The organism is Siphonobacter sp., from assembly GCF_048595215.1.
Taxonomy (GTDB): Bacteria; Bacteroidota; Bacteroidia; order Cytophagales; family Spirosomataceae; genus Siphonobacter.
In genome coordinates, this window is the sequence record NZ_JBMDWJ010000287.1 from 1 (window position 1) to 22,864 (window position 22,864).

General features: G+C 48.9%; 16 protein-coding genes. 3 read left to right on the forward strand and 13 right to left on the reverse strand.

The window, feature by feature from the left end; genetic code table 11:
• Nucleotides 1-55: 55 nt before the first annotated feature.
• Nucleotides 56-532, reverse strand: coding sequence for an azurin (gene azu, locus ACOJTG_RS17845; protein ID WP_420155059.1), 477 nt, complete (start codon nucleotides 530-532; stop codon nucleotides 56-58).
• A gap of 266 nt (nucleotides 533-798) precedes the next feature.
• Between azu and pgeF the strand changes: the two genes are divergently transcribed.
• The gene (pgeF, locus tag ACOJTG_RS17850; protein WP_420155060.1) at nucleotides 799-1,581 is read left to right on the forward strand and encodes a peptidoglycan editing factor PgeF; all 783 of its coding nucleotides are present in this window, start codon (nucleotides 799-801) and stop codon (nucleotides 1,579-1,581) included.
• Nucleotides 1,582-1,634: 53 nt separating this feature from the next.
• On the opposite strand, the gene ACOJTG_RS17855 is transcribed toward pgeF, so the two are convergent.
• The 12 genes from ACOJTG_RS17855 to ACOJTG_RS17910 all read right to left on the reverse strand — a co-directional run bounded on the left by ACOJTG_RS17855 (nucleotide 1,635) and on the right by ACOJTG_RS17910 (nucleotide 21,436).
• Nucleotides 1,635-2,765 carry an alpha/beta hydrolase gene (locus tag ACOJTG_RS17855; protein ID WP_420155061.1) on the reverse strand — a complete coding sequence of 377 codons (1,131 nt, stop codon included), beginning with the start codon at nucleotides 2,763-2,765 and terminating at the stop codon, nucleotides 1,635-1,637.
• A gap of 799 nt (nucleotides 2,766-3,564) precedes the next feature.
• The gene (locus ACOJTG_RS17860; RefSeq protein ID WP_420155062.1) at nucleotides 3,565-4,764 is read right to left on the reverse strand and encodes a serpin family protein; all 1,200 of its coding nucleotides are present in this window, start codon (nucleotides 4,762-4,764) and stop codon (nucleotides 3,565-3,567) included.
• Between the two features lie 139 nt (nucleotides 4,765-4,903).
• Nucleotides 4,904-7,525 carry a glycosyl hydrolase 2 galactose-binding domain-containing protein gene (locus ACOJTG_RS17865; RefSeq protein WP_420155063.1) on the reverse strand — a complete coding sequence of 874 codons (2,622 nt, stop codon included), beginning with the start codon at nucleotides 7,523-7,525 and terminating at the stop codon, nucleotides 4,904-4,906.
• A gap of 109 nt (nucleotides 7,526-7,634) precedes the next feature.
• The gene (locus ACOJTG_RS17870) at nucleotides 7,635-9,926 is read right to left on the reverse strand and encodes a GH92 family glycosyl hydrolase (protein WP_420155064.1); all 2,292 of its coding nucleotides are present in this window, start codon (nucleotides 9,924-9,926) and stop codon (nucleotides 7,635-7,637) included.
• 243 nt (nucleotides 9,927-10,169) lie between these two features.
• Nucleotides 10,170-11,132, reverse strand: coding sequence for a lipid A-modifier LpxR family protein (locus tag ACOJTG_RS17875; RefSeq protein WP_420155065.1), 963 nt, complete (start codon nucleotides 11,130-11,132; stop codon nucleotides 10,170-10,172).
• Nucleotides 11,133-11,298: 166 nt separating this feature from the next.
• Nucleotides 11,299-14,409, reverse strand: a complete 3,111-nt coding sequence (locus ACOJTG_RS17880; RefSeq protein ID WP_420155066.1) for an efflux RND transporter permease subunit — start codon at nucleotides 14,407-14,409, stop codon at nucleotides 11,299-11,301.
• A 27-nt stretch (nucleotides 14,410-14,436) separates the two neighbouring features.
• The gene (locus tag ACOJTG_RS17885) at nucleotides 14,437-15,513 is read right to left on the reverse strand and encodes an efflux RND transporter periplasmic adaptor subunit (RefSeq protein WP_420155067.1); all 1,077 of its coding nucleotides are present in this window, start codon (nucleotides 15,511-15,513) and stop codon (nucleotides 14,437-14,439) included.
• A 30-nt stretch (nucleotides 15,514-15,543) separates the two neighbouring features.
• A complete protein-coding gene (locus tag ACOJTG_RS17890; RefSeq protein ID WP_420155068.1) occupies nucleotides 15,544-16,803 on the reverse strand; it encodes a TolC family protein in 1,260 nt (419 codons plus the stop codon).
• A gap of 253 nt (nucleotides 16,804-17,056) precedes the next feature.
• Nucleotides 17,057-17,875 carry an ion transporter gene (locus tag ACOJTG_RS17895; protein WP_420155069.1) on the reverse strand — a complete coding sequence of 273 codons (819 nt, stop codon included), beginning with the start codon at nucleotides 17,873-17,875 and terminating at the stop codon, nucleotides 17,057-17,059.
• 178 nt (nucleotides 17,876-18,053) lie between these two features.
• The gene (gene pyk, locus ACOJTG_RS17900; RefSeq protein WP_420155073.1) at nucleotides 18,054-19,565 is read right to left on the reverse strand and encodes a pyruvate kinase; all 1,512 of its coding nucleotides are present in this window, start codon (nucleotides 19,563-19,565) and stop codon (nucleotides 18,054-18,056) included.
• Nucleotides 19,566-20,224: 659 nt separating this feature from the next.
• On the reverse strand, nucleotides 20,225-20,641 hold the full coding sequence (locus tag ACOJTG_RS17905; protein WP_420155070.1) for an ExbD/TolR family protein: 417 nt from the start codon (nucleotides 20,639-20,641) through the stop codon (nucleotides 20,225-20,227).
• A gap of 105 nt (nucleotides 20,642-20,746) precedes the next feature.
• Nucleotides 20,747-21,436, reverse strand: coding sequence for a MotA/TolQ/ExbB proton channel family protein (locus tag ACOJTG_RS17910; RefSeq protein ID WP_420155071.1), 690 nt, complete (start codon nucleotides 21,434-21,436; stop codon nucleotides 20,747-20,749).
• 247 nt (nucleotides 21,437-21,683) lie between these two features.
• Here ACOJTG_RS17910 and ACOJTG_RS17915 point away from each other — a divergent pair, with 247 nt between their 5' ends.
• On the forward strand, nucleotides 21,684-22,445 hold the full coding sequence (locus ACOJTG_RS17915) for a hypothetical protein (protein ID WP_420155072.1): 762 nt from the start codon (nucleotides 21,684-21,686) through the stop codon (nucleotides 22,443-22,445).
• Between the two features lie 122 nt (nucleotides 22,446-22,567).
• A partial coding sequence (locus ACOJTG_RS17920; RefSeq protein ID WP_420155074.1) for an insulinase family protein occupies nucleotides 22,568-22,864 on the forward strand: 297 nt, incomplete at its 3' end.

Genomic DNA, 22,864 nt, shown 5'->3' on the forward strand with positions numbered 1-22,864 from the left:
GCTATGAAAACCGGCTCTTCTCTTTACTTAACACTGGCAATAAAACGCTGAAACCTTACTCAACAATGAAATTACCTTTCATCATGCTGTAGTGACCGGGGAAGCTACAAATAAAGGGATAGGTACCTTTCTTGGGAGCCGTAAATTCAATGGTATCGCTTTCGCCACCACCCAACAGTTTGGTATGAGCTACGATGCTCGCGGCTTCTGATTTAGGAATGTATTCCGTACTGGCAGCCATGTTAGCTTTGGAAGCAAAGGCCTGTAAATCCGTACCGGGTTTTAACAGTACAAAGTTGTGACCCATGGCTTGTTTGGCGAATTTGCCAGTATGTTTAAGCGTCAGCTTCACCTTTTGGCCCGCTTTCACTTTAAATTCCTTCTTGTCAAATTGCATGCCGTCGGTACCATTCAGCGTCAGTACTTTCACCCCTTTGCCGGTCTGAGCTACGGCTTCATTGCCAGAAAAATTCAAACCAAAAACGGTAAGAGCGAAAGCCGCTACTAAAACTCGCAAACCTGATCGTTTCATGTAATTATTTTTATTTAGTTTAAATTAATGCAATGTACAGTCAATCTGTTAATACTATAACATACGTATTCAAGTTTTTAATTCATTTTAGAACGAAGCTTAACACTTATTAGGAAAAATCATCGGTATGGGAGGCCCTATGGAAACGCGATTCAGCCAATGTAGTAAAAGCTTCTAGGTACAACATACGAAAGTAAAAGAAGGTAGAGGTATACAGACTCCATTGACTAGAGTACTGAGCCGTATTCCCTTTTTTCTCGTTAGCTTTGAAAAGAATATTGATGCGTCAGTCTATGCCGATTTCTTCCCGTCTTTTCTATAGTCCTCCTATTTTTCATTCGTTCCCGGAACTCATTGCGGCCGAAAGTACCCGTCATGGCGGCGTCAGCGAGCCGCCGTATGCCAGTTTAAACCTGGGTGGTTCGACGCAGGATGATCCCGAGCACGTGGCCGAAAACCGCCGCCGTTTTTACGCGAGTCTGGGTATTGAAGCCGATCAGGTGGCTTCGTCCCATCAGGTACACGGTTCCAATGTTTGGGTAACTGATCAGCCCGGCCGCCAGCAGGGGCACGATGCCGTCATCACGAATCAGCCCGGCGTATTTACGTTGGTTACCGTTGCTGACTGTACGCCGATTCTGGTGTATGATGCTGGTACGAAAGCCGTAGCGGCTATTCACGCGGGTTGGCGGGGAACAGTGGCCGGAATCGTAGCGAAAACCTTACAAACGATGCAGGAGCAGTACGGTACCCAGCCGAAAGATTGCTACGGGTACGTGGGGACCTGTATCGATGAATGTTCGTTTGAAGTGGGAGCGGATGTAGCCGATTACTTTATCCGTGATTTCAAACGCTGGGACGAAACGCGGGAGAAGTTTTTCGTGGACCTGAAAGCCGCTAATGCCCAGCAACTTCGCGACTTTGGTATTCCCGAACATCAGATTGGAATTTCCCCGTATTCCACCGTACTCAATAATCAGGACTACTTTTCGCACCGACTGGAAAAAGGCCTGACGGGCCGGATGGTAGCCATTATCGGTAGAAAATAAAAAGAGACCGACAGTAGCTACTACTGCCGGTCTCTTTTCGTGATTAAGATAGCTTACTTACCAAAGGCACTCTTCAAACGGGAAGCTGCATAATCCTGGGCATCTTTTGCACTGGATTCGATGGCGTATGTGCCAAAGAATTCGTGCGTTACGCCTTCGTACATGCGGTATTCGGTACTAACGCCCGCCTGTTTCAGTTTAGCAGAAAGTTGCTCACCTTCCGTCAGAAGCGGGTCAATTTGAGCAGCGATGATGGTAACGGGGGGCAGGCTTTTTAGGTCCGCTACGTCAACGAGTGAAATGTATTTGCTGTCACCGTCGGCCATCGTGTTGAAATATTTATCCACAAACCACTCTACCAGCGGTTTGCTGAGGGGTTTGGCATTGGCGTATTGCTGGTACGAAGCAGTGGTCAGATCGTTATTAGCTACCGGATAGACCACGAGCTGGTGAATCGGCATGGGGAATTTTTCGTCGCGAGCCATCATACTCACGTTAATAGCCATGTTGCCCCCGGCACTTTCACCAGCTACGGCAACTTTCGAGGTATCACCACTAAAAGAAGTAGCATTCTGACGAACCCATTTGTAAGCTGCATAGGTGTCCATGTGAGCCGTCGGGAATTTGTTTTCGGGTGCTTTACGGTATTCAATCGACACCACAATCGCCCCTACGTTATGAGCCAGTGCCATGGCCGAAGCTTCGTATACTTCTGGATTGGCAATGACCCAGCCGCCCCCGTGGTAGTATACGATCACGGGTAAGTTGCCGGACGTGTTTTGTGGTTTGTACATCACGGCCCGAATGGAAGCTCCGTTGGCTCCGGGAATGTTCCGTTGCGTTACTTCTACGCCCAAATTCGGAGCAGAGATATTATTTCTGGATAGCAGTGAGTTTACGGCGTCTTTCACCGTCGGCTTGGTGCGGGCTTGCTGGGGCGTCAGGGTATAGAGGGGCGTCGAGTCAAGACGAGCCATTTCTTCAATGATCGCCTGCATTTGTGGTTTGATGTTGGGTCCCCAGGCGGGTTTAGGCCCAGTGGGCTGAATGTCGTTACCCGGATTGATATTGCCGTGATCTTTGGTGCAGGAAGCTAATGATACGAGGGCTGCCAGGGCAAGCGTAGAGCCGCTAGCCAGGAGCGATTTCTTTTTTGCTGAATAAGTACTGATTAAGTTTTTCATGTATCCGTGGATTGGTTTGAATCTTCTACGAGTGATGCAAAAGCACAATACCCTGAAGAAAATCACATACCATTTCCTATACGTTTATCAGCACTCCATCTTTTCAAAATTAAGTAATAATACTCAAAATACGCGGGTGGTAGAATGGAGAGAGAAACATTAGACGAATCCAATTTATAGCACAGAATAAAATGCTAAGGTATTGACTGACTTGAGGCTAGCGTAAGTTAATGTGTTAGGGAAAAATGAATAAATAGCCTGAAATACAGGCGTATATATCAGGAATAAACCAAGCTTTATTCCTTAAGCGATACTGAAAACGTATAGCTAATATCGTTGGAAAGTTAGTAAAAAGACAAAAGTTAATTCGCGGTTAATTGAGCAAGTCTTACCTCAGGTCAAGTTTTGAGCGGCCGCCGCTGCGGTTTTCAGTTTTCGTAGGATAAACCCAGTAAAGTAAGCGGGGCATCTTGTCCGTAGTAAATACTACGGACGCAAAAGTTGGTAGGCTGTGCCTACCGGGCGGGACGTACCCATACCCTGCATTGCATACGGGGACTAAGCACACTCCGGGGTTAGTGAGTAGGGCTGCAAGCCTGAATGAAATAGGAGAGGTATAGCCATAACCCCGGAGGGGGTTTCATTTGACTAGCCATGGGTGCAACCCATAGCTAGCTTCGCATTGGATTCCCCCGCATTTCATACGGGGTTATTCAGGTTGAACTCCTTCAGGGTTTGTACTGAAGAAGCGACTCTTTCGGCAAATTCGCATGTAAATACGGACAGAAATAGACCGTACTTACAACGTCGCTACTTTCCCCGCAAACAAAATGACGTTAGAATTTTTCTCGCTGATGAAGAAAGCAAACGGACGATTGCAAATGAATGCAGGAGGTGTACTAACAGAAGTAGACCCAAAGACCCCAATAGCGGTGACAGCCGCCGCTTCGGAGCCTTTTTCGTCCGTACTGATGTACGCCTTTTGCTTGATGAAGCCTACGAATAAATCATTCTGAGGACGAATCTTGGTTAGGTTCGCTTCCGGTCTACTAAAAACTTTCGACATACCCATTTGCTGTAGGATTCCATTCAACTGATTCTCAGAATCAAAATTGATTTCAAACCTGGGTAGAGCTACTTGTACACGTAGCGTTTGCAGTCTCTTTTGTAATTCATTCCAATGTGTCGTCGTATAGTTTTGAACCAGTGAATCAACCGATTGCCCTGAATTAGGTAGCAGAATTGTCATGCGGTAATCGCCGTTTCCGTAAGGCAATTCACAGGCGGTGTACCCTGGCATTTGTGCGTACCCAAAGCTATTCTCCTGATGCATCATTTTCACTTGCTTTTTGGTACCGTTAGCCTGGCTAAACGACTCATCCCGCGTATTGGAGGTTTTGAACTGATTTTTCCAGTCCCCTTTGAAATACACGGCATTCATCAAGAGCATGAAAAGATCAGGATCTACCGTATCCAGAATTTTATTGATTTTATTGTTGGTTTTTTGTCGTGCCCAGTCATTGACGGGTCCAACCGTGGTGAGTGGTTTTACCTCCGACTGAAAGTACTGTTTGAGGGTTTCAGTGTAGGAAGCCTCGACGCTCTTATCCTGTCGGTACCAGACTGAATTGGCCAGATTAACGGTGACCCGGTTGTCTACTTTGGGTAAGCCCTCCATCAGAATTTTGTACAGGCTGTTATACTCTTCATCCGTCAGGCGTAATACCTTTTTAATTTCCTCGTACGATTCCTTTTCCGCACCGTTCAACAGCATACCCAGAGCAATATGCAGACTTAGCGGAGAAACAAATACGTTTTCAGAAGAATTGACCTGATTGATGCGGCGAAAGAAATCAAAGGCAAAATCCGTAGAATGCTCGACATAAGCCCGGTTGCCTAAGTGAAGTGGAATACCGCCCTCTTTGACCTCATCCCCGGGCTTACAACTTACGAAGCCAAGAAGCAGAACGAAAAGTAATAAGGAAGTATAGCGTATCATAACGAGAAAGGTTTAGTACGGCTATGACACAAGTTCTATACGTTCGGTTGGAATAGACTCAGGAAATCAAGGCATTAAAACAAAACTTCCCGAAAGTGCTACGCTTTCGGGAAGCCAAATTTGAATCAATCTATAGCTACTATTGAATCGAAATATACCGTTCCGTTACATTCCAGCCTTCCAGTGAAACCAGCGGTTTTTCTTCCGAGCTTGGCGTGTACTCCAGCGTGACCGTTTTCTGTTCGCCGGGTAGTACCGAAATGTAATTGTCGCTGTAGAAGGTTGGCAAAATGCGTTGCTTCGTCTGCGACTGTACCAGCGAGAGGCGATTGAAGAAAGCCACCGGATTGCGGGCATCGTTACGCAGGGTTACTTCGATTTTACCTTTGCCTACCTGTTTAGCCGTAGCCTGTACGTCCACCGTATTGAGTTGCTGCAAGCCCGAGTAGGTGCCTTTTTCGTTCGGCAACCAGTACAGGTTATCGCTGACGGTTTCTTTGTTCAAATTCAACAGACGTAAGGAAAGGAAGACGCCGTCTTCCTTGGCCGCTTTTTCCAGGGCTTTGGCCACGGACAGGTAGGGGCGGGCCGTACTGGGGCCAATTTCCGAGAATACCTGCGTAAGGAGCGTTTCCTTCCCTTTCATGTCGTACAGTTTCACCACCAGCATCAAGTCGCGGTGGGTCTGGAAGGTGTTGTTGGCCAGCATGACCATACTGTCCGCCGGGTTGTACATGATGTGCAGCGGCTCGCTTCCGTTGTGTAGGCCGTACAGACAAGCATTGGGATCGAGGTAGTAATCGTACATCTGTCCGCGAAGAGATGTCCAGGGATTTTGCGTTTTCCAGATGATTGTACCGGTATACCATTCCCACATGTGCGAGGAAAACCCTTCCATCAAAGCCCGGTACTGATCGTAGTTGACGAGCTGAGCTTTCCGGCCAAAATCGCGGGCGTCTTTGGCCTTTCCGTAGGGATCGATGTACTGATCGTAGCCAATGTATTTGTGATACTGCCACACGGAATCTACCTGCGATTTGCCCTTGCCATACTGCGGAGCCACGAGGTTTTCTTTAGGTATGAAACGTTCCAGTGACTGTACATCACCCACGCCCACTGAACCCACTTCCGAATTGAACGGCCAGGTTTTATACGACCAGAATTTAGCAATGGGTTGAATACCGTAAGGACCATCGCCGTTGCCGCCCAGGGAATTGAACGACATATCATCGGAGTTCGAGTAGTCGATGAACCAACGGGTACCGTCCAGAGCGGGCAGGAGTGAGTCGCGGAGCGGCAGCATGATGTCTGAAGGCAGCGTAATCTCGTTACCACCGCACCAGATCGCCAGTGAGGCATGGTTCCGGATCATTTTAATCTGATCGGCGGCTGATTCCAGGAACAGCGAATGATCGTCGGGATACTTCCGGCGGGTCCACTGGTCTTCCAGTTTGGCTGGATCGACCCAGCGACCGTTGCAATCGCCCGAACCCCAGAAATCCTGCATGACGAGCAAACCATAGCGATCGCAGGCTTCGTAGAATTCTGGACGTTCGGTAATGGCCCCGCCCCAGATGCGAATCAGGTTGAGGTGCATATCGCGGTGAAAACGGATTTCGGCGTCGTACCGCTCGGGCGAGAAACGTAACATGGCGTCGGAGATAATCCAGTTAGCCCCCTTAATGAAGATTTTCTGACCGTTAACGGATACCTGTTTACTGCGAGTAGTGGCGTTCCATTCCGTCTGAATTTCCCGAACGCCTACCTGAATTTTCTCTTCGTCCGAAACCTTGGTACCCGTTACAAACTGAATGGTCACCGGATATAAATGTTGTTTTCCGTAGCCGTAGGGCCACCAGAGCTTGGGATTCTGAAGCATAAGAGCGGGTAATTCAACCGTCAGGGAAGACTTCGCCGGGATACTTACTTTTTTCGAAACCTTGTTTCCCTCCAGCGTGTACTGCACCGTTCCTTCGATGCGGCTGGCGGTGGGGTTTTCCAGTTCGGTTGAAACCTTGATGGTCGCCGGTTTCTGCGGACCGTCGGGCATTCGGGTACCGGGAACGAGCGTCACCACGTGCGGATTTTTCAGTTGAACGGCTCCCGTTTTTTCAATTAGTACCTTATCCCAGATTCCTGTATTACGGTCGCGAATGGGTTGAATCCAGTCCCAGCCCGCCACGTACTGGTGAGAGACGTTCTTGGCAATCGTACCATCGCCACCCTGACCGCCGTTGGGGTTACCCACTGGATCGGGGGGATAGACGATCACCGCCAATCGGTTCAGGCTGCCTTTTTTCAGGTACGAGGTAATGTTAAACGTCTTTCGCAGGAACATCCCGGTATGGGGCTTATCCGTCAGCTTTTTACCGTTCAGAAAAACGTCACAACTGTAATTGATCCCCCGAAACTGAAGCCATACCTGCTCGCCCGCCTGAGCTTCTTCCTTGAAATCCTTCACGAACCAGTAGGTATAGTAGTCGCGACCCGTCTGGTAGATGTCCGGAATGTGCTGGTTATTCATGCCGTAAAACGGATCCGGAATCTGCTTGTTATTCAGCATCGTCGTCAGGACCGTTCCGGGGACGGTGGCGGGTTGCCAGTCAGCCAGACTGTACGAAGGGTTGGACAGATCCGTGCCCTTTACCGCTACTTTACCGATTGGAGCACACTTCCAGCCCGCGTTGAGTTCGTAGAGCTGTTGAGCAAAACCCAGAGCCGAAGTCAGCAGGGCCGCTAGCGTAAGTAAGGTTCTTTTCATACTATTGAGGGAAGAAAGAATTGAGATGTAAAAGAATAACCTCCGGCAAAACCAGATTTAACGGTTTCGCCGGAGGTTACGTAAGGCCCTCCGGGCGGATAAAGGCTACTTAGTCGTGAATCGAACGCGGACGGTCGGCCGGAGCTACGCCGAAGCTCTGGCTGGGTTGCTTACCCATTTCGATCTCCATTTCACCGCCGTTCATCAGCTCTTTATGGAGTAAATAAGATTTCGTATACGGTTTGCCGTTCAGCTTGATGCTCTGAATGTATTTGTTCTCGGGACCGTTGTTCACCGTTTTCAGGTGGAAGACTTTTCCGTTGCCGAGCTTCAGATCAACTTGATCGAATACCGGGCTGCCAAATACGTACGCTCCATTGGCGGGATTAACGGGATAGAAGCCCATCGCCGACAGGATATACCAAGCTGACATCTGGCCCACGTCTTCGTTTCCGATGATTCCGTCAGGTTTGGTCGTGTACATGTGGTCGAGGATGTAGCGTACTTTTTCCGCCGTTTTCCAGGGCTGACCCACGTAGGGGTACAGATACGTAATGTGGTGGCTGGGTTCGTTTCCGTGGGCGTACTGACCAATCAAACCCGAAATATCGTTTGAAGCCTCGGCACCCATGTCGCCCTTCACGATGAAAAGAGAATCGAGCTTTTGCGTGAAGCCTTTTTCACCGCCTAATAACTCAATCAGTCCTTCTACATCCTGAGGAACCAGCCAGGTATATTGCCAGGCGTTTCCTTCGGCAAAGTCATCTTTTTCGTGACGCGAAACGAAGGGATTGAAGGGCGTCCGCCATTCCGTATCCGATACGCGGCCCCGCATGAAACGCGTGCTGGCGTCGAAGTTGTTTTTATAATCCTTGGCCCGCTTGCTGAAGTATTCGTAATCGGCCGTTTTACCCAACTTTTTAGCCACCTGAGCCACCGCCCAGTCGTCAATGCTATACTCCAGATTTTTGGCTACGCTTTCGGTTTGCGTATCGGCGGGAATGTAGCCTTTCGCTTTGATGTAATCCAATCCGCGTTCGTCGAGCATCGCCGATTTTTTCATCGCTTCAAAGGCTAGATTGACATCAAAACCCGTGTAACCTTTCAAGATGGCATCCGAAATAATGGGTAGTGCACTGTTACCGGGCATCGTGTTGGTTTCATTACCTACCAAATGCCAGACGGGTAGTTTTCCCTGCTGCTGATAGATGTGCAGCATGGTATTCACGATGTCATTCACGCGTTGTCCCTGCGTAAGGGTCAGCAGAGGGTTCGCGGCCCGATAGGTATCCCAGAGGGAAAACGTTGTCAGGTTCTTGAAGTTCGCGTTTTTGTATACCTTCTGATCGGCACCCCGGTAATCACCGTTGTGATCGTTGAACGTAGACGGAGCAATCATGGTGTGGTACAGAGCCGTATAGAAAACTTTCAGCCGATCCTGATCCTTGGTTTGTACCTGAATTTTGCTCAATTCGGTATTCCAGGCCTCATCGGCATTCTTGGCTACCTGATCGAAATTCCAACCCGGTACTTCCGCCTGAATGTTGGCAAGGGCGTTGGCTTCGCTCACGGGCGAAATGCCCACTTTTACCAGTACCTGATCGCTTTGTTTCGTGGCAAAACTCAGTACGCCTTTGATTTGGCTTCCTTTGGCCGCATTGCCTTGCAGGGGATTCTGCCCCTGGTACAGAGCAAATTTTTCGATGGGTTTCGAGAAAACAATGGCAAAGTACAGTCGCTGATCTTTGGCCCAGCCGGTTGAGAAACGGTAACCAATCAACGTCGTAGCATCCTTTTGTTCCAGGTACGTATCCGTCGGACGGTCCCAGCCAATGCCTTCTTTCAGATCGATCAGAATGTGGGAATCATCCGATTTTGGAAAAGTATAGCGGTGCATACCCACGCGTTCAGAGGCAGTCAATTCCACCCCCACGTCGTAGCGTTGCAGTTTAACGGCGTAATAGCCCGGGCGTACCACTTCGTCATCGTGCGAGAAACGGGACATATAGCCACTCGGCGAAGCTCCCGCAACGCTACGCTCTACGCGAACGGGTCCCGTCGTCGGAATCATTAGGACATCACCTAAATCGCCAATACCCGTACCACTCAGGTGCGTATGCGAAAAACCAGCAATTAACGAATCCGATACGTGATAGCCCGAGCACCAGTCCCAGCCATCGCCCAGTTTGCCGGGGTTAGCTTGTGTAGGGCCAATCTGTACGGCTCCGAAGGGTACGTTTGCTCCCAGAAAGACGTGACCGTGAAAGCCCGTTCCAATGCGAGGATCAACGTACTGCGTCAGATGCCCCGGTTTCATTTTCGAAGCGGATGATGGTGGGTTACTGTGTTTGCCGCACGCCGCTGCCAACAGGCCTAATGCCAGAATACTTACTTTTTTCATAGACCAGGAACGGATGTACCGGGCAACGCCCGTCTTAATCCAAACGTAAAACTTTTGCGTAACGAAGATAAAGCGGCGGATTGAAGGCGATGTACTAAGAACCGAAGGATATTTTAAAATATTTTACAAATATGGGGATCGCCGGGTGATATGAAAGAAAATTGTGTGAAATCTGAGAAGCTATTTTAGAAAAGCCAAAGGAGAGCAACGTGAAAAGGGGTGATTAGAGAGTGAAAGCTAGTGCTAACGAAAGCGATAGGCCGCAGAGAAACCGCCGTACTTTTCCACCTCATTTTGCATGGACCGGGCTTCTTTTTGTTTCAGGTCGAGTGTCGCCTGTAGCGTAAACCGGCGGGAGGCGTACGTTAAACCGATCTGATGCTGATAGATGCCCCGCGTAATTTCCCCGGCTCCGGGTCCCTTGTTTGACCGGAACAGACCGCCTTGCACGGTAGCGTTGTACACCTGATACTGATACCGGGGTTGAAAGAAAAGATACAATTCCGGGGACGAAGAGCTGGTCTTTCGGCTGATACGCGAATGAAACAGGGCTGACTCCGAGGCCGGACGAAATAAACCTATTTGCAGTAATAAACCCACCGACGCACGCGTAAACGTAGTACCCAACTGAGCCTGTCCTAGTGCGTACAGGTCCAGCCATTTTTTCGGAGTAGGGAGCAGATTGTAGGCGTATTGAGCGTTCAGATTCAGGCCCCATTCGTTATTGAGCTGATTTCGCCAGCCCACGGGCGGAATGTAATCAAAGGTACGGTGAATGAATTTCTGAATGTTTTCCGCTCCCGAACGCGGGCCAATCGTACCCAAAGCCACATCAAGCTGTAAAACGTGGTTCTGGCGGTAAAAAAAGGTAAATCCTTTGCTGGCGTATAGATAACCCGTATACGGACGATCAATCTGATTACGCTGGACCAGAAAGACATTTTCTGGATTGAAAATCTGCTGCCCTAATTGGTAGGTAGAAATAACTTTCTGTAGTCGGGAGGTAGAATCCAGCTGTTGGTTCCAACGGCGAGGTACGTAACGATAACTCACAAAAAAGCCGTTGGTGTAATAGCCGTCGTGAAGGGTCCAGCGGTACGCGTCGTTTTCGGAAGTGATCTGAATTTCCTGGGAATAGGTTTGAGCCAAGGCTAGCCGGGATAGTAGGAGAAGGCAAATCGTATACCGGAAGAGAGTAAAAGACATAAGCGTACTCGTAAATGCATGGGGTTGAAGGATCTAGAAGTAAACATAAAAAAAGGTCTGATGTTTTACGTCAGACCTTTTGAAAAATGAGTAAGCGGTAGACATGGGACTGATGTGATCGAATTAGTACCATATTCACAAAACCCATACATCGTCAGCAACCCTGCTAATCCATTAACTTCTTCCGACGTTCGCGGCCGCTGTATACCCATTCGTACACGGCGGGCAGAATCAACAGCGATAATGCCGAAGCCGTCATCAATCCGCCAATAACGACGATGGCTAAAGGTTTCTGCGTTTCAGAGCCGATGCCGTGGGAAAGAGCCGCGGGTAACAGACCCAGCGAGGCCATCAGGGCCGTCATGATTACCGGACGCAAACGCGATTTAGCTCCTTCTTTGATGGCTTCGCCAAGTGGCATTTTTTCGTGTAGATTCTGTCGGAATTTATTGACCAGAATAACCCCATCCTGCGTAGCGACGCCAAAGAGAGCGATAAAACCAACCCCGGCGGAGATACTGAAATTCATACCCGTCAGCAACAAAGCCAGAATCCCACCGATGAGAGCAAAAGGTACGTTCAGCAAAACCAGAATCGAATCCAGTGCATTGCCGAAAGAGGCAAAGAGAATGAAGAAGATCAACAGAATACTGATGGGCACGACGATGGATAACTGACGTTCGGCTCGTTGCTGGTTTTCAAATTCACCATTCCATTTGATCTCATACCCTTTATCGAGTTTGACCGCAGCTTGTACCCGTTGTTGAGCCTCCTCAATCGTACTTCCTAGGTCGCGTCCCCGGACGGAGAATTTTACCGCAATGAAGCGGGCGTTGTTTTCCCGGTAAATGAAAGCCGGACCCGAGACGTTGCCAATATTGGCAATTTCCTTCAGGGGTATTTTACCGCCGTTCAGCGTAGGAACCTTCAAGTTACCAATCTGCTCAATCGACGAACGGAAGGGTAAGTCGTAGCGTAACCGCAGATCGAACTTGCGTTCTTCTTCGTACACCTGACTCACGGCCTTACCCCCAATCGCCATTTCGATCACAGCGTTGGCATCAGCCGCATCAACGCCGTACTGGGCCATTTTGTCGGGATTGAGCGTAATCAATAACTCCGGCTGACCCAGGTTCCGGAATACGCCCAGATCCTGAATGCCCTGTACTTTCTTGAGAATCGCATAAACCTGATCCGCTTTTTTGTCGAGTACTTGCAAGTCACGGCCCTGGATTTTAACCGCAATCGAGCCTTTTACTCCCGATACGGCTTCCTCAACGTTATCCGAAATCGGCTGCGAGAAGTTAAAGTCAATGCCCTGGTATTTGGCGAGTTTCTGCTGCATTTCCGCAATCAGTTCATCCTTGGAAATGTCGCGTTTCCATTCATCCTGCGGAAACAGATCCACGAAAAATTCCTGGTTGAAGAAGCCCGTCGCATCGGTACCATCATTCGGGCGGCCCGTTTGCGAGATCACCCCGCGTACTTCCGGAAACTGTTCGAATACCTGCCGGAATTTTCGGGTATAGTGATACGAATCTTCCAGGCTGATGCTGAGGGGCATACTGGCCCGTACGTAAATCGAACCTTCGTTGAGGTGCGGCAGAAATTCGGTACCGACAAAGTGAAACGAAGCCAGCGAGCCAACCAGGAAAAGTACAGCCGTAATGATCGCCCGTTTGGGGTGGTCCATGACGCGGTTTAGCAGGGGACCGTAGTTTCGATTCAGCCATTCAATGATGGGGTTGTGACGTTCACGGACGTTCTTATTGAGCAACATGCTGCTTAGCACCGGCACCAGCGTCAGGGCTAATAATAAAGCTCCCAGTAGGGCAAAACCCATCGTAAAGGCCAATGGACTGAAGAGTTTACCTTCTACTTTCTGGAACGAGAAAATGGGAAGCAAGGCGGTAATGATGATCAGCTTCGAGGTAAAAATGGACTTGCCCATTTCCACCGAAGTTTTCAAAATCCGGCCCATTTTGGCTCGTTTGTTAAACTTCTCCATGCCCTCGTGTTCGGCCCAGTGGGCCAGCATCACAAAGAGGCCTTCCACCATAACCACTGCTCCGTCGATGATAATCCCAAAGTCGATCGCTCCGATGGAAAGCAGGTTAGCCGACATGCCTTTGATTCGCATTAAAATAAAGGCAAACAGCAAAGCCAGTGGAATGACGATGGCTACAGTAACGGTGGTTCGCCAGTCAGCCAGAAAGATCAGCAGAATGATCGTTACCAGCGTAATACCCATGATCACGTTTTCACCTACCGTATGCAGCGTATGGTTATTTAGCTCGGTGCGGTCGTAGAAAACCTTGATTTTTACGTCCGAAGGAAGAACAACGGAGTTCAGGTAGGCTACTTTTTCTTTCAGCTGGGGTAATACTAAACCAGGGTTCTCGCCCTTCCGCATCAGTACGATCCCTTCAACGACATCGTCGTGATTGTCGCGACCCACAATACCCAACTGCGGTAAGGCTGATTCGTGAACCGTACCTAAATTCGACAAGCGAACGGGCACACCATTGACGTTTTTAACGATGACTTTCTCGATGTCAGACACGTTTTTGACAATCCCAATGCCCCGAACGACGAAGGCCTGCTGACCTTCCCGGAGGATATCGCCGCCCACATTAACATTTGCCCGTTGGAGAGCTCCGAACACGTCCAGGGCGGTCAGGTCGTATTTAGCCAGCAAGGCCGGATTGATACTGACTTCAAACGTTTTCACCTGTCCGCCAAAACTGACCACATCCGCAACGCCGGGTACGGCTTTCAGGGCTTTCTCGATGGTCCAGTCCTGAATGGTTTTGAGTTCCGTAGTCGTCTTGCTTTTGGAGGCCAACGTATACCGATAAATCTCACCGGTGGGACCGGCTGGCGGCTGAATTTCCGCATCCACGCCATCGGGCAGATTGACGTTGGCCAGTTTCTGGCTGGCTTCCATGCGGGCGTTGAAGTTATCGACGCCGTCTTCGAAAACGATTTTAATGAAGGATAAGCCGAACAGGTTAATGGAGCGAATGGCCGTCTTGTGCGAAATAGAGTTCATTTCCGTTTCAATCGGGCTGGAAATGAAACGCTCGACTTCTTCGGCACTGCGACCCGGCCATTGCGTAATGATCACGACTTCGGTATTCGTTACGTCAGGGTACGCTTCAACGGGCGTATTATAGAAACTGACGGCTCCCGCAATGATGACCAGCAGGGTCATCATAAAGACAATGCCTTTGTGTTTGAGGGAAAAGCCAATGATATTTTTAATGAATTTATTCATGATCGGACCCGGGAAGGGAGTGTGGGATTAGTCCGTTAATTCATTGAAAAGCAAGAGGGCACCTTCAGTAACCACGCGATCGTTATCTTTCAAATCGCCCTTGACGTAGCTATAACGCGAGGTACTCCGAACCACTTCGACGGGTACGGCCACGTACTTTTCCGGACCTGCCGCTTTAATCACGAAGTACTTATCTTCACTAAAAATGACCGATTTCGGATTGACCGCCAGCAGACGTTCGGGCTTTTCAATGTGCAGTTTGATGGTACAGAACATCTGGGGTTTCAGTAAGCCATTCGGATTAGGCAAGACCACCCGGGCCTGTAGTACTTTGCTGTCATTGTCAATGACCTGGCTGATGTTTTCAATGCGACCCTGAAAGACTTTGTCGGGATACGCCAGCGTCGTGATGTTGACCTGCTGACCTACCTTAACGGCCTCAATATCTGACTCGTAGATATTGATCATGATCCAGACATCCGACAGATTGGAAATGGTGAACATACTGTTACCATTGTCGGAACGAATTTGAGTGTTGGGGTTCACGTTCCGCTCCACAACGTAGCCGCTCACGGGAGCCTTCACCAGAAAGGTAGGCTGATTACCCGAGGACGTACCACCGTACATCTTTAGTACCTGCGTTGAACGGTCCAGTTCAGAGGTGGCGATTTCCAGTTGTTTACGGGCATTAATCAGGTCTGATTCACTCGAAAACTTGCTTTTGTAGAGTTGTTCGGCGTTATCTGCATTACGCTTGGCCATATCGAAACCCGCCTTGGCCTGGTTGTAGTCACGCTGGTACTGACTCACGTCGGCACTTTGAAGTTTCGCCAGTACCTGACCCTGTTTGACGTACGCTCCCAATTCCGCGTTCACATCCAGTACATTACCGCTGACGATGGGGAAAACCCGATCCACCTGTTTCTGATCAAAAGTAACCTCCCCCGTGAATTGTAATTCCTGTTCGTAGTTGCGAACGTGAACGGTATCCGTCTTGAAAGCCGAATCCGTATCCTTCGAATTGACTTCCTGAGGTTCTTTATTCGAGTGGCAGGCTGCCAGAGCTACCAGACTCAGCAAATAGAAAAACGATTTCGTTTTCATGAGGAGTGGGCAAAAGGATAAAACCTTTAGTTAGAAAGTCTTGGCGTTGGTAACGTAATTAAGCTGTTGCTGAGCCTGATAGAGTTGATTGCTCAGGTTAATGAAATTCAGCTGAGCATCTTTGTAGGAGCGAATTTTATCAATGAAGCTAACCAGATCAATCACGCGTTTCTGGTAGTCAATTGTTGCATTTTTACTGATGTCCTGAATGCGTTGACGGTACCCCGGATCAAGATTTGCCTGGAGTTGCTGGGCGTGTTGCCACTGTTCGTAGGCGGAAATAACTTCCTGCCTTACCTGTAACTGACTCTGATTGATGTTCTGAGTACTTTGTTCGATACCGATTTTAGCCGCCTGAATATTGCCCTGATTTCGGTTTTTAAAGGGTAGATCCATGGCTACCTGCAAGCCGTAGTAGTTGGGGTAGGCATCACCAAAGCGTGCGTAGTTGGCTCCAACCATCAGTTGGGGGGTCGCCAGTGATTTCTGATACGTCAGATTCTGCTGAGCGTAGGTCGTTTGGCGTTGGGCTGCTTGTAAATCGGGACGATTCGCGACGGCCTGATCCAGTAACTGATTGAGCTGAGGAGAGGCCGAATCGCTGATCTGAAAATCCGTGCGGTAATACGTAGAAGACGTGTCGGCCAGGAGTATACGTAAGGTGGCTTCGTCCTGACTGATTTGATTGCGTAAATCATTGATGGCAGCGTCGGTATTTCGCTGTTCCAGTTCAAGGCGAGTGACTTCGTATTCAGAAATAACGCCCAGTTTTAGTTGAGCCCGGAAGGCGTCAAGCAAATTTGCCAAACGAGTCCGTTCTTCCTGAATGAAGGCATACTGAGCCTGTTCGCTGGCCAGGGTACCGAAGGTTTGAGCGAGCTGATAACGTAAACTCCGCATCACATCCTGAAAAACGGCTTGCTGAACTTCCGTATTCGCTTCATTCAGGGCCACCAGCTTACTCCGACGACCCGCCAGATTCAGAACTTGCTGAAGTTGCCAGCTGTAGGCACCTCCCGTCGGGTTAAGCTTGTCACCCGAAGGGTTGGTCAACGGAAGCACCTTCGACGTATTCGGATTGAAGGCATTAAATCCAAACTGAAAATTGGGGTTGTACCAGAGTTTCGCCTGCTGAACGGCTGCCTCCGAAAGGTTGATGTTGTATTTCTGAGCCAGCAGAGCAAAGTTTTTCTGAAGAAACTGCTGTTCTGCCTGGGGCAAGGTAAGACGGAGTGTGTCCGTCTGGCCATAGGATAGCTGGGAGACCGAAAGAAACAGGAGAAGACTCACTAGCACCCTTGAAAATTGAATAAGCTTCACTGCCGTATAGTTTAAAAGTGGGGTCAGTATTAAGAACAGGCCTTACTTTTTGTGCTTGTCGTCAGCAAAGGTTCATCTGCGAGTTTAGAGAGAGTTTAAAGGAATTTTAAAAGCGAATTAAAAGAGATCAGACATCAGATTCCTGCGTGAAAATTACGTTGTAGGCCTATCGAACATTGCTGACACAAGCCGAAGAACAGTTGTTCCACGATACGAAAAACATTCAAAGAGGATGGCCACAAAATTTACAGAAGACCGCGTCGGCGTCGTGACCTTCGCGGCCACAGGAAGGGCAGGATTCGCTGCTGTGGTTTTTGTTACGGGCCGCCGCCGCGATTTCATTGGTAATGATTCCCGTCGGAACGGCAATGATTCCGTAACCAATCAGCATAACAATACTGGAAATGAATTTTCCCAGGGGTGTAACGGGTGAAATATCTCCGTACCCTACCGTAGTAATCGTTACAATGGCCCAGTAAATGCTTTCCGGAATGCTGGAAAATCCATTCTGACGGTCTTCTACTAAATACATGACCGATCCCAGAATGGTTACCAGCATAAGAACCGTAAGCATGAAGATGCTGATTTTCTTTAAACTGGCCCGAATGGCAACGCTCAGAAACTCTATTTCGGTAAGAAAATGGGTGAGCTTGAAAATGCGGAATACCCGTAGGAGTCGCAGAGCCCGAAGTACCAGCAGTGACTGGGCACCAACGTAAAAAATGCTCAGGTAGGAGGGAACGATGGCGAGCAGATCAATCAGGCCCAAGGGACTGACTACGTACCGGATTGGTCGTCGGATACTGATGAGTCGTAACAGATATTCGAGCGTAAAAAGCAGAGTGAAAGCCCACTCAAGTCTAAAAAACAAAACCCCGTACAACCGATGGTAGTGCGTCACGCTATCCAGCATGACGACGAGAATACTACCTAAAATGGCAAAAAGCAAAGCAATATCAAAGGCCTTTCCTGCCGCGGTGTTCGATTCAAAAATAATCTCCTGTAATCGCTCCCGCCAGGTTTTGCTAGGGTCTGGTTCCATAGTGGGAAAGGTAAAAAAAGTAAGTCGGGGGTACAAGAAGGAAAAAAGGAATGAACTAAATCCCACTCCAAGAAACGTTGCCGTTTATAACGGGACAAGAGACGACTTCTCCCCCAATAAAACAAAACCCCGTTACTTAAATTTTAAGTAACGGGGTTTACCGAATGGTTCAAACAGCCTATTGTTCCGCCGCTACTTCATCCGCAATTTTATCAATCACACCCATTTTCACCGTGTTGGTGCGTAAATCTTGCTGGGCGGGTACGCTCAGTAAGGTTACGAACACGTCCCCTTTTTGCAGGTGTCCCTGTTTGACCAGGATTTTGGCAATGTCGTGTGAGATTTGTTCAGTGCTGAGGTTTGCACTGTCGTAATTGAATACGCGTGTACCCCATAACAGCCCCATCTGCGTCATCAGGTTTTCGTCCGCTGAGAATACGAAAATATCCGCTTTCGGACGGTGAGACGACAAACGATACGCCGTATATCCACTGTTCGTAATACACAGAATGGCTTTCGCCTGTACGTCACGAGCTAGACGGCAGGCGGCGGCAATCACCCGGTCGTTGAGGATGGTCGGCGAGTTTTCTTCGCCCTTCAGCATGTGATTTTTGAAGTAAATCGCTGATTCATCCCCGTATACGATGGGAATAGTGTTCTGCTGCTCTTCCACGGCTTCGATGATGTGCGTCATGGTCGAAACGGCTTCGATGGGATACTGTCCTGAAGCCGATTCTGCCGAAAGCATGGTTGCCGAAGCACCATCCAGCACCGCGTTAGCAACGTCTGAAGTTTCCGCACGCGTGGGGCGGGGAGAGCTCGTCATCGACTCCAGCATTTGCGTGGCTACGATAACGGGTTTCGCCTGCTTGATACACTTACGGATCATCGTTTTCTGAAGCTCGGGTACCATGGCACCGTCCAGCTCAACGCCTAAATCACCCCGGGCTACCATTACTGCGTCGGTAGCTTCGATGATGGCATCGAGTACTTCAGGAACCACCGCCTCGGGTTTTTCGATTTTGGCGATGATTTTCGAACGACCGTTTTTCGCTTTGATTTTTTCCTTAACGGCCAGAATATCTTCAGCGGAACGAACGAAGGAGAGGGCGATCCAGTCCACGTCATGCTCCAGACCAAAGATCAGATCTTCTTCGTCTTTTTCAGTCAGGGCAGGTAAGCCTACTTTCGTGCCGGGCAGGTTAATGCCTTTCTTCGATTTCAGGATACCACCGTACACCACTTTCGTGTGTACTTCTTTTTTATCGTAATCGATAGATTCTACCAGTACCTCCAGGTTACCGTCATCCATCAGGATGCGTTCGCCGGGTTTTACGTCCAGGTACATCGAAGTATAAGTCGTACCTACACGCTCAGAAGTTCCCAGCAGATTTTCGTCCATAACGAAAGTCAGTGGGTTTCCTGCGACGAGTTCAACGCCGTTATTTTCTACGAGTTGGGTACGAATCTTAGGTCCCTGTAAATCCTGAAGGATGGTAAGGTTTAAGCCATGTTCGGCGTTAATTTCGCGAATAGCCTGAATGCGACTCAGATGGTCAGCGTGCGTTCCGTGGGAAAAGTTAAGCCGAAAGATGTTCGCACCAGACTGGGCGAGCTTCAGCAACATTTCTTTGGATTGGGAAGCCGGACCAACGGTGGCAACAATTTTGGTTTTTTTCTGGTAAGGCATGTGTACGGAATACAAGTGTTCGAGTTTCCAGGGCCGCAAGTTAGGGTTTCGTCCCGGAAATTCCAGTTTTCAGGAATGGAAACGTTTCGGAAGGTAGGGAAATTTTCTTTGGCAGAAGCGTAGGAATGAGTCTTAAACTAATATTTTCCAGACGAAAAGCCATACGATTCAAAATAAAGCTTCCATTAAATGACGCCTGCCGAGTATCTGTAAAATCCAGAAAAATTGCTAATTAAAGATAGATCAGCTTCGGGAGCTCCATTGAATGGCGAAGAGCTGGAAGTCCATGGACGTGTATCCAGTAGGACATACGGAGCTACCTAACTGGTGCAGGTTTCTAAACCTGCACCCACCATCCGGCAGTTTCCAACGGCCCTGCTTTCCCCACTAGTTTAACTGATGAAGGTAGATAGGAAATAGGTTCAGAAACCTGCACTAGGAGAAGCTTACATCAGTAGGAGAGGGGTGAGTTTACCCTGCATGGCATGTAGGGCTATCTATGGATATTGAATCCCTCCGGGGTTAGCCTATTCAATTAAAGACGAGGAATGAAGGTAACCCCATTCATGCCTTTTATAATTAGAGATCTTACTAGCCTTAAAAACAAAACCTCCCGAAGGCATTAAAGCTTCCGGGAGGTTAGTATATCTGTACTTTTCTTACTTCGAACTAGTCGCCGTAGGTTTTGCGGAAGTCGCCAGTACGAGTTTGGCTCCTACCTTCGCCGTTACGTCCGCGACGTCTACCAGATCCTGTACGGAACTGGTTTTCTCGATCCGCACCAGTACTACGGGACTTTCCTGCCCTTCGGCTCTACTGGCTAACGCACTTTCCAGTTCGGCAGCTCCTACGATTTGCCCTTCCACATTATACTGTTGATTGGGCATCACCGACAGGTTAATTACCTGCGAAGGCGTTGACGGAGCCGTTGACGATTGCGGCAACAGCATCTGCATAGCCGATGGACTAGCCAGCGTCGCAATCATCAAAAAGAAAATCAGTAAGAAGAAAAGAATATCCGACAGCGAAGCAGCCTCAATATGACCACGATGCCGATTCCGACGTTGTATTTTCATGAAAACAAGTTTACAGTGTGCGGTTTTCAGTTTTCAATTAGTTCTAATGACTAAATCCGTTCTCAGCCTTAAACTGAAAACCGACAACTGAAAACGGGCAACTACCTAAGCTGATACAGGTTGGTAGAGTACGTCCAGGAACTGGTTGGTCGCGGCCTGCAGGCGAGCGACGGCCCGATCCACCATGCCATTCAGGATGGTCAGAAGGATGTACGCCAGAATCCCAACGGCAAGACCCGAAGCAGACGTGATCATTTTTTCGTAGATCCCGCCTGAGATCGTACCAATGCTCAGGTTATTGGAAACGGAAATGTCGTGGAAGGCCCGAATCATCCCGGCTACGGTACCCAAAAAGCCGAACATCGGAGCGACGGCCGCTACGGTGCCCAGTAAGCCCAGGTTTTTTTCCATGTACGAAAGTTCCAGCTGGGCTGTGTTGCCCATGGCCTGTTCGATTTGGGGAATGGGCGTTCCGATGCGGGTGAGTCCTTTTTCCAGTACGCGGGATACGGCCGACTGGTCGTTCCGGCAGAGCTGACGGGCCGCATTCAAATTACCGGATTGTACTAATCCCCAGAAACTGGCCTCGAAGGATGCTCCCAGAGCGGTTGCTTTTTTGAGATACATCCAGCGTTCAACGAACAGATAGATCGTTACAAACAGCAGGACGGCGATGGGGATCATAATCCAGCCACCGGCGGCCAGCAAATCAATAAGGCTGATGGATTTTTCGGCTCCGGCAGCAGCAGGTGCAGCCGTCGAGTCGGCGGTCATGTTAAGTGTCTGTAACAGCATGCGTACGGAAAATCAAAAATGGTTGATGCTAAGTCCTTCTAAATACGAAAACAACGCGTAATTCTTGTACAAAGATAGATTGCAATGCGAAAATACTTTTCTAATACGCATTCAGGTGCGTCCGAAGAAAAAACTTTCGCGTAATTGCTTCGGATAAGTAACTGAAAGTACGGTTTTTAGTTTTGATTTGGTTTTGATTTTGACGTAACCTATGCTGGGGAGTTTTAAAAAAATCTTTTTATGTGGGATGTTGAGCTTGCTTATAGGGGCCTGCCAACGTCCAGAAGATCAATTCAATAAAGGCTGGATGACGCGTGACGTAGACGTCGAAAGCCCCACGGGAATTCCTTCAGACTCAACCAGTGTCTTACCCAGGGAATCGTACCTTCGGTTTTACCCCGAAGGCCGACTGGCCTGCTATACGCGAAGGGGCAATTACCAGTTAATGGATTGGGAGCTGTCGGCGGATGCTCAGACGATTTACGTGAACCGGCAGGCTCTGGCTCTGCCCGCTCTGCAATTAAGTGTATATACGGTTTTCCCCAGCTCCTGGTCGGCCCGCCTGCCCGGTACCGATTCTGTGCGGTTATTCAAATTCAGTACGGTATTTTCCCATCCCGAACACGATCTGCTTCATCCTAATCAGAACAAATGGCGGTTTAAATCAACGCATCGACTGGCCGAGGCTGAATTAAAAGCTAAGGTGGCCAGTCATCTGCAATACGCCGCCCATTATTTCGATGTTGTCGTGAAACGCGAACAGGGCTATTTCGAACCCCGTTTTTTGAATTTACCCGTCCGTTTTTATCAGGGAGCCATGGGAGTACAGCGGTTCAGTGTAACCCCAGTAGCGTGGCGAAATTTATTCTACGATGATACTGAAGCCCTTAAAGCTTTGTCGTATTATCAATTGGCTTTCAGACAGCTACGGTATATTCCGCAGGAGAAACAAATGCTTGTCGGACTACAGAAATCTTTCGAAAAAATGGCCACTTTTCTCAACGAATAATCCGGCGATACAACCATTCACGCAGGCTCTCTAACTAGTTACCTAAAAGTTTCGTTTATTGCAGAAACTTAAACAACCTAAACCAATTACCCATGCGAGTGCGTCCAACCCTATTACTCGGAATGGTGTTGCTGGCGGCTAATGTGTTAGCTCAGCAACTCAACCAGCCCATTCCCTTCGACCCCCAAACCAAAGTGGGCAAACTGCCCAACGGGTTGACCTACTACATTCGTAAAAACGCTGAACCCAAGAACCGGGCTCACCTCATGCTGGCCGTGAAAGTAGGAGCCATTCAGGAAGAGGATCCCGAAAACGGACTGGCTCACTTTACCGAGCACATGGCCTTCAACGGGACTAAGAATTTCCCTAAGAACGAACTCGTCAGTTTTCTTCAGTCGAATGGGATCAAGTTCGGTGAT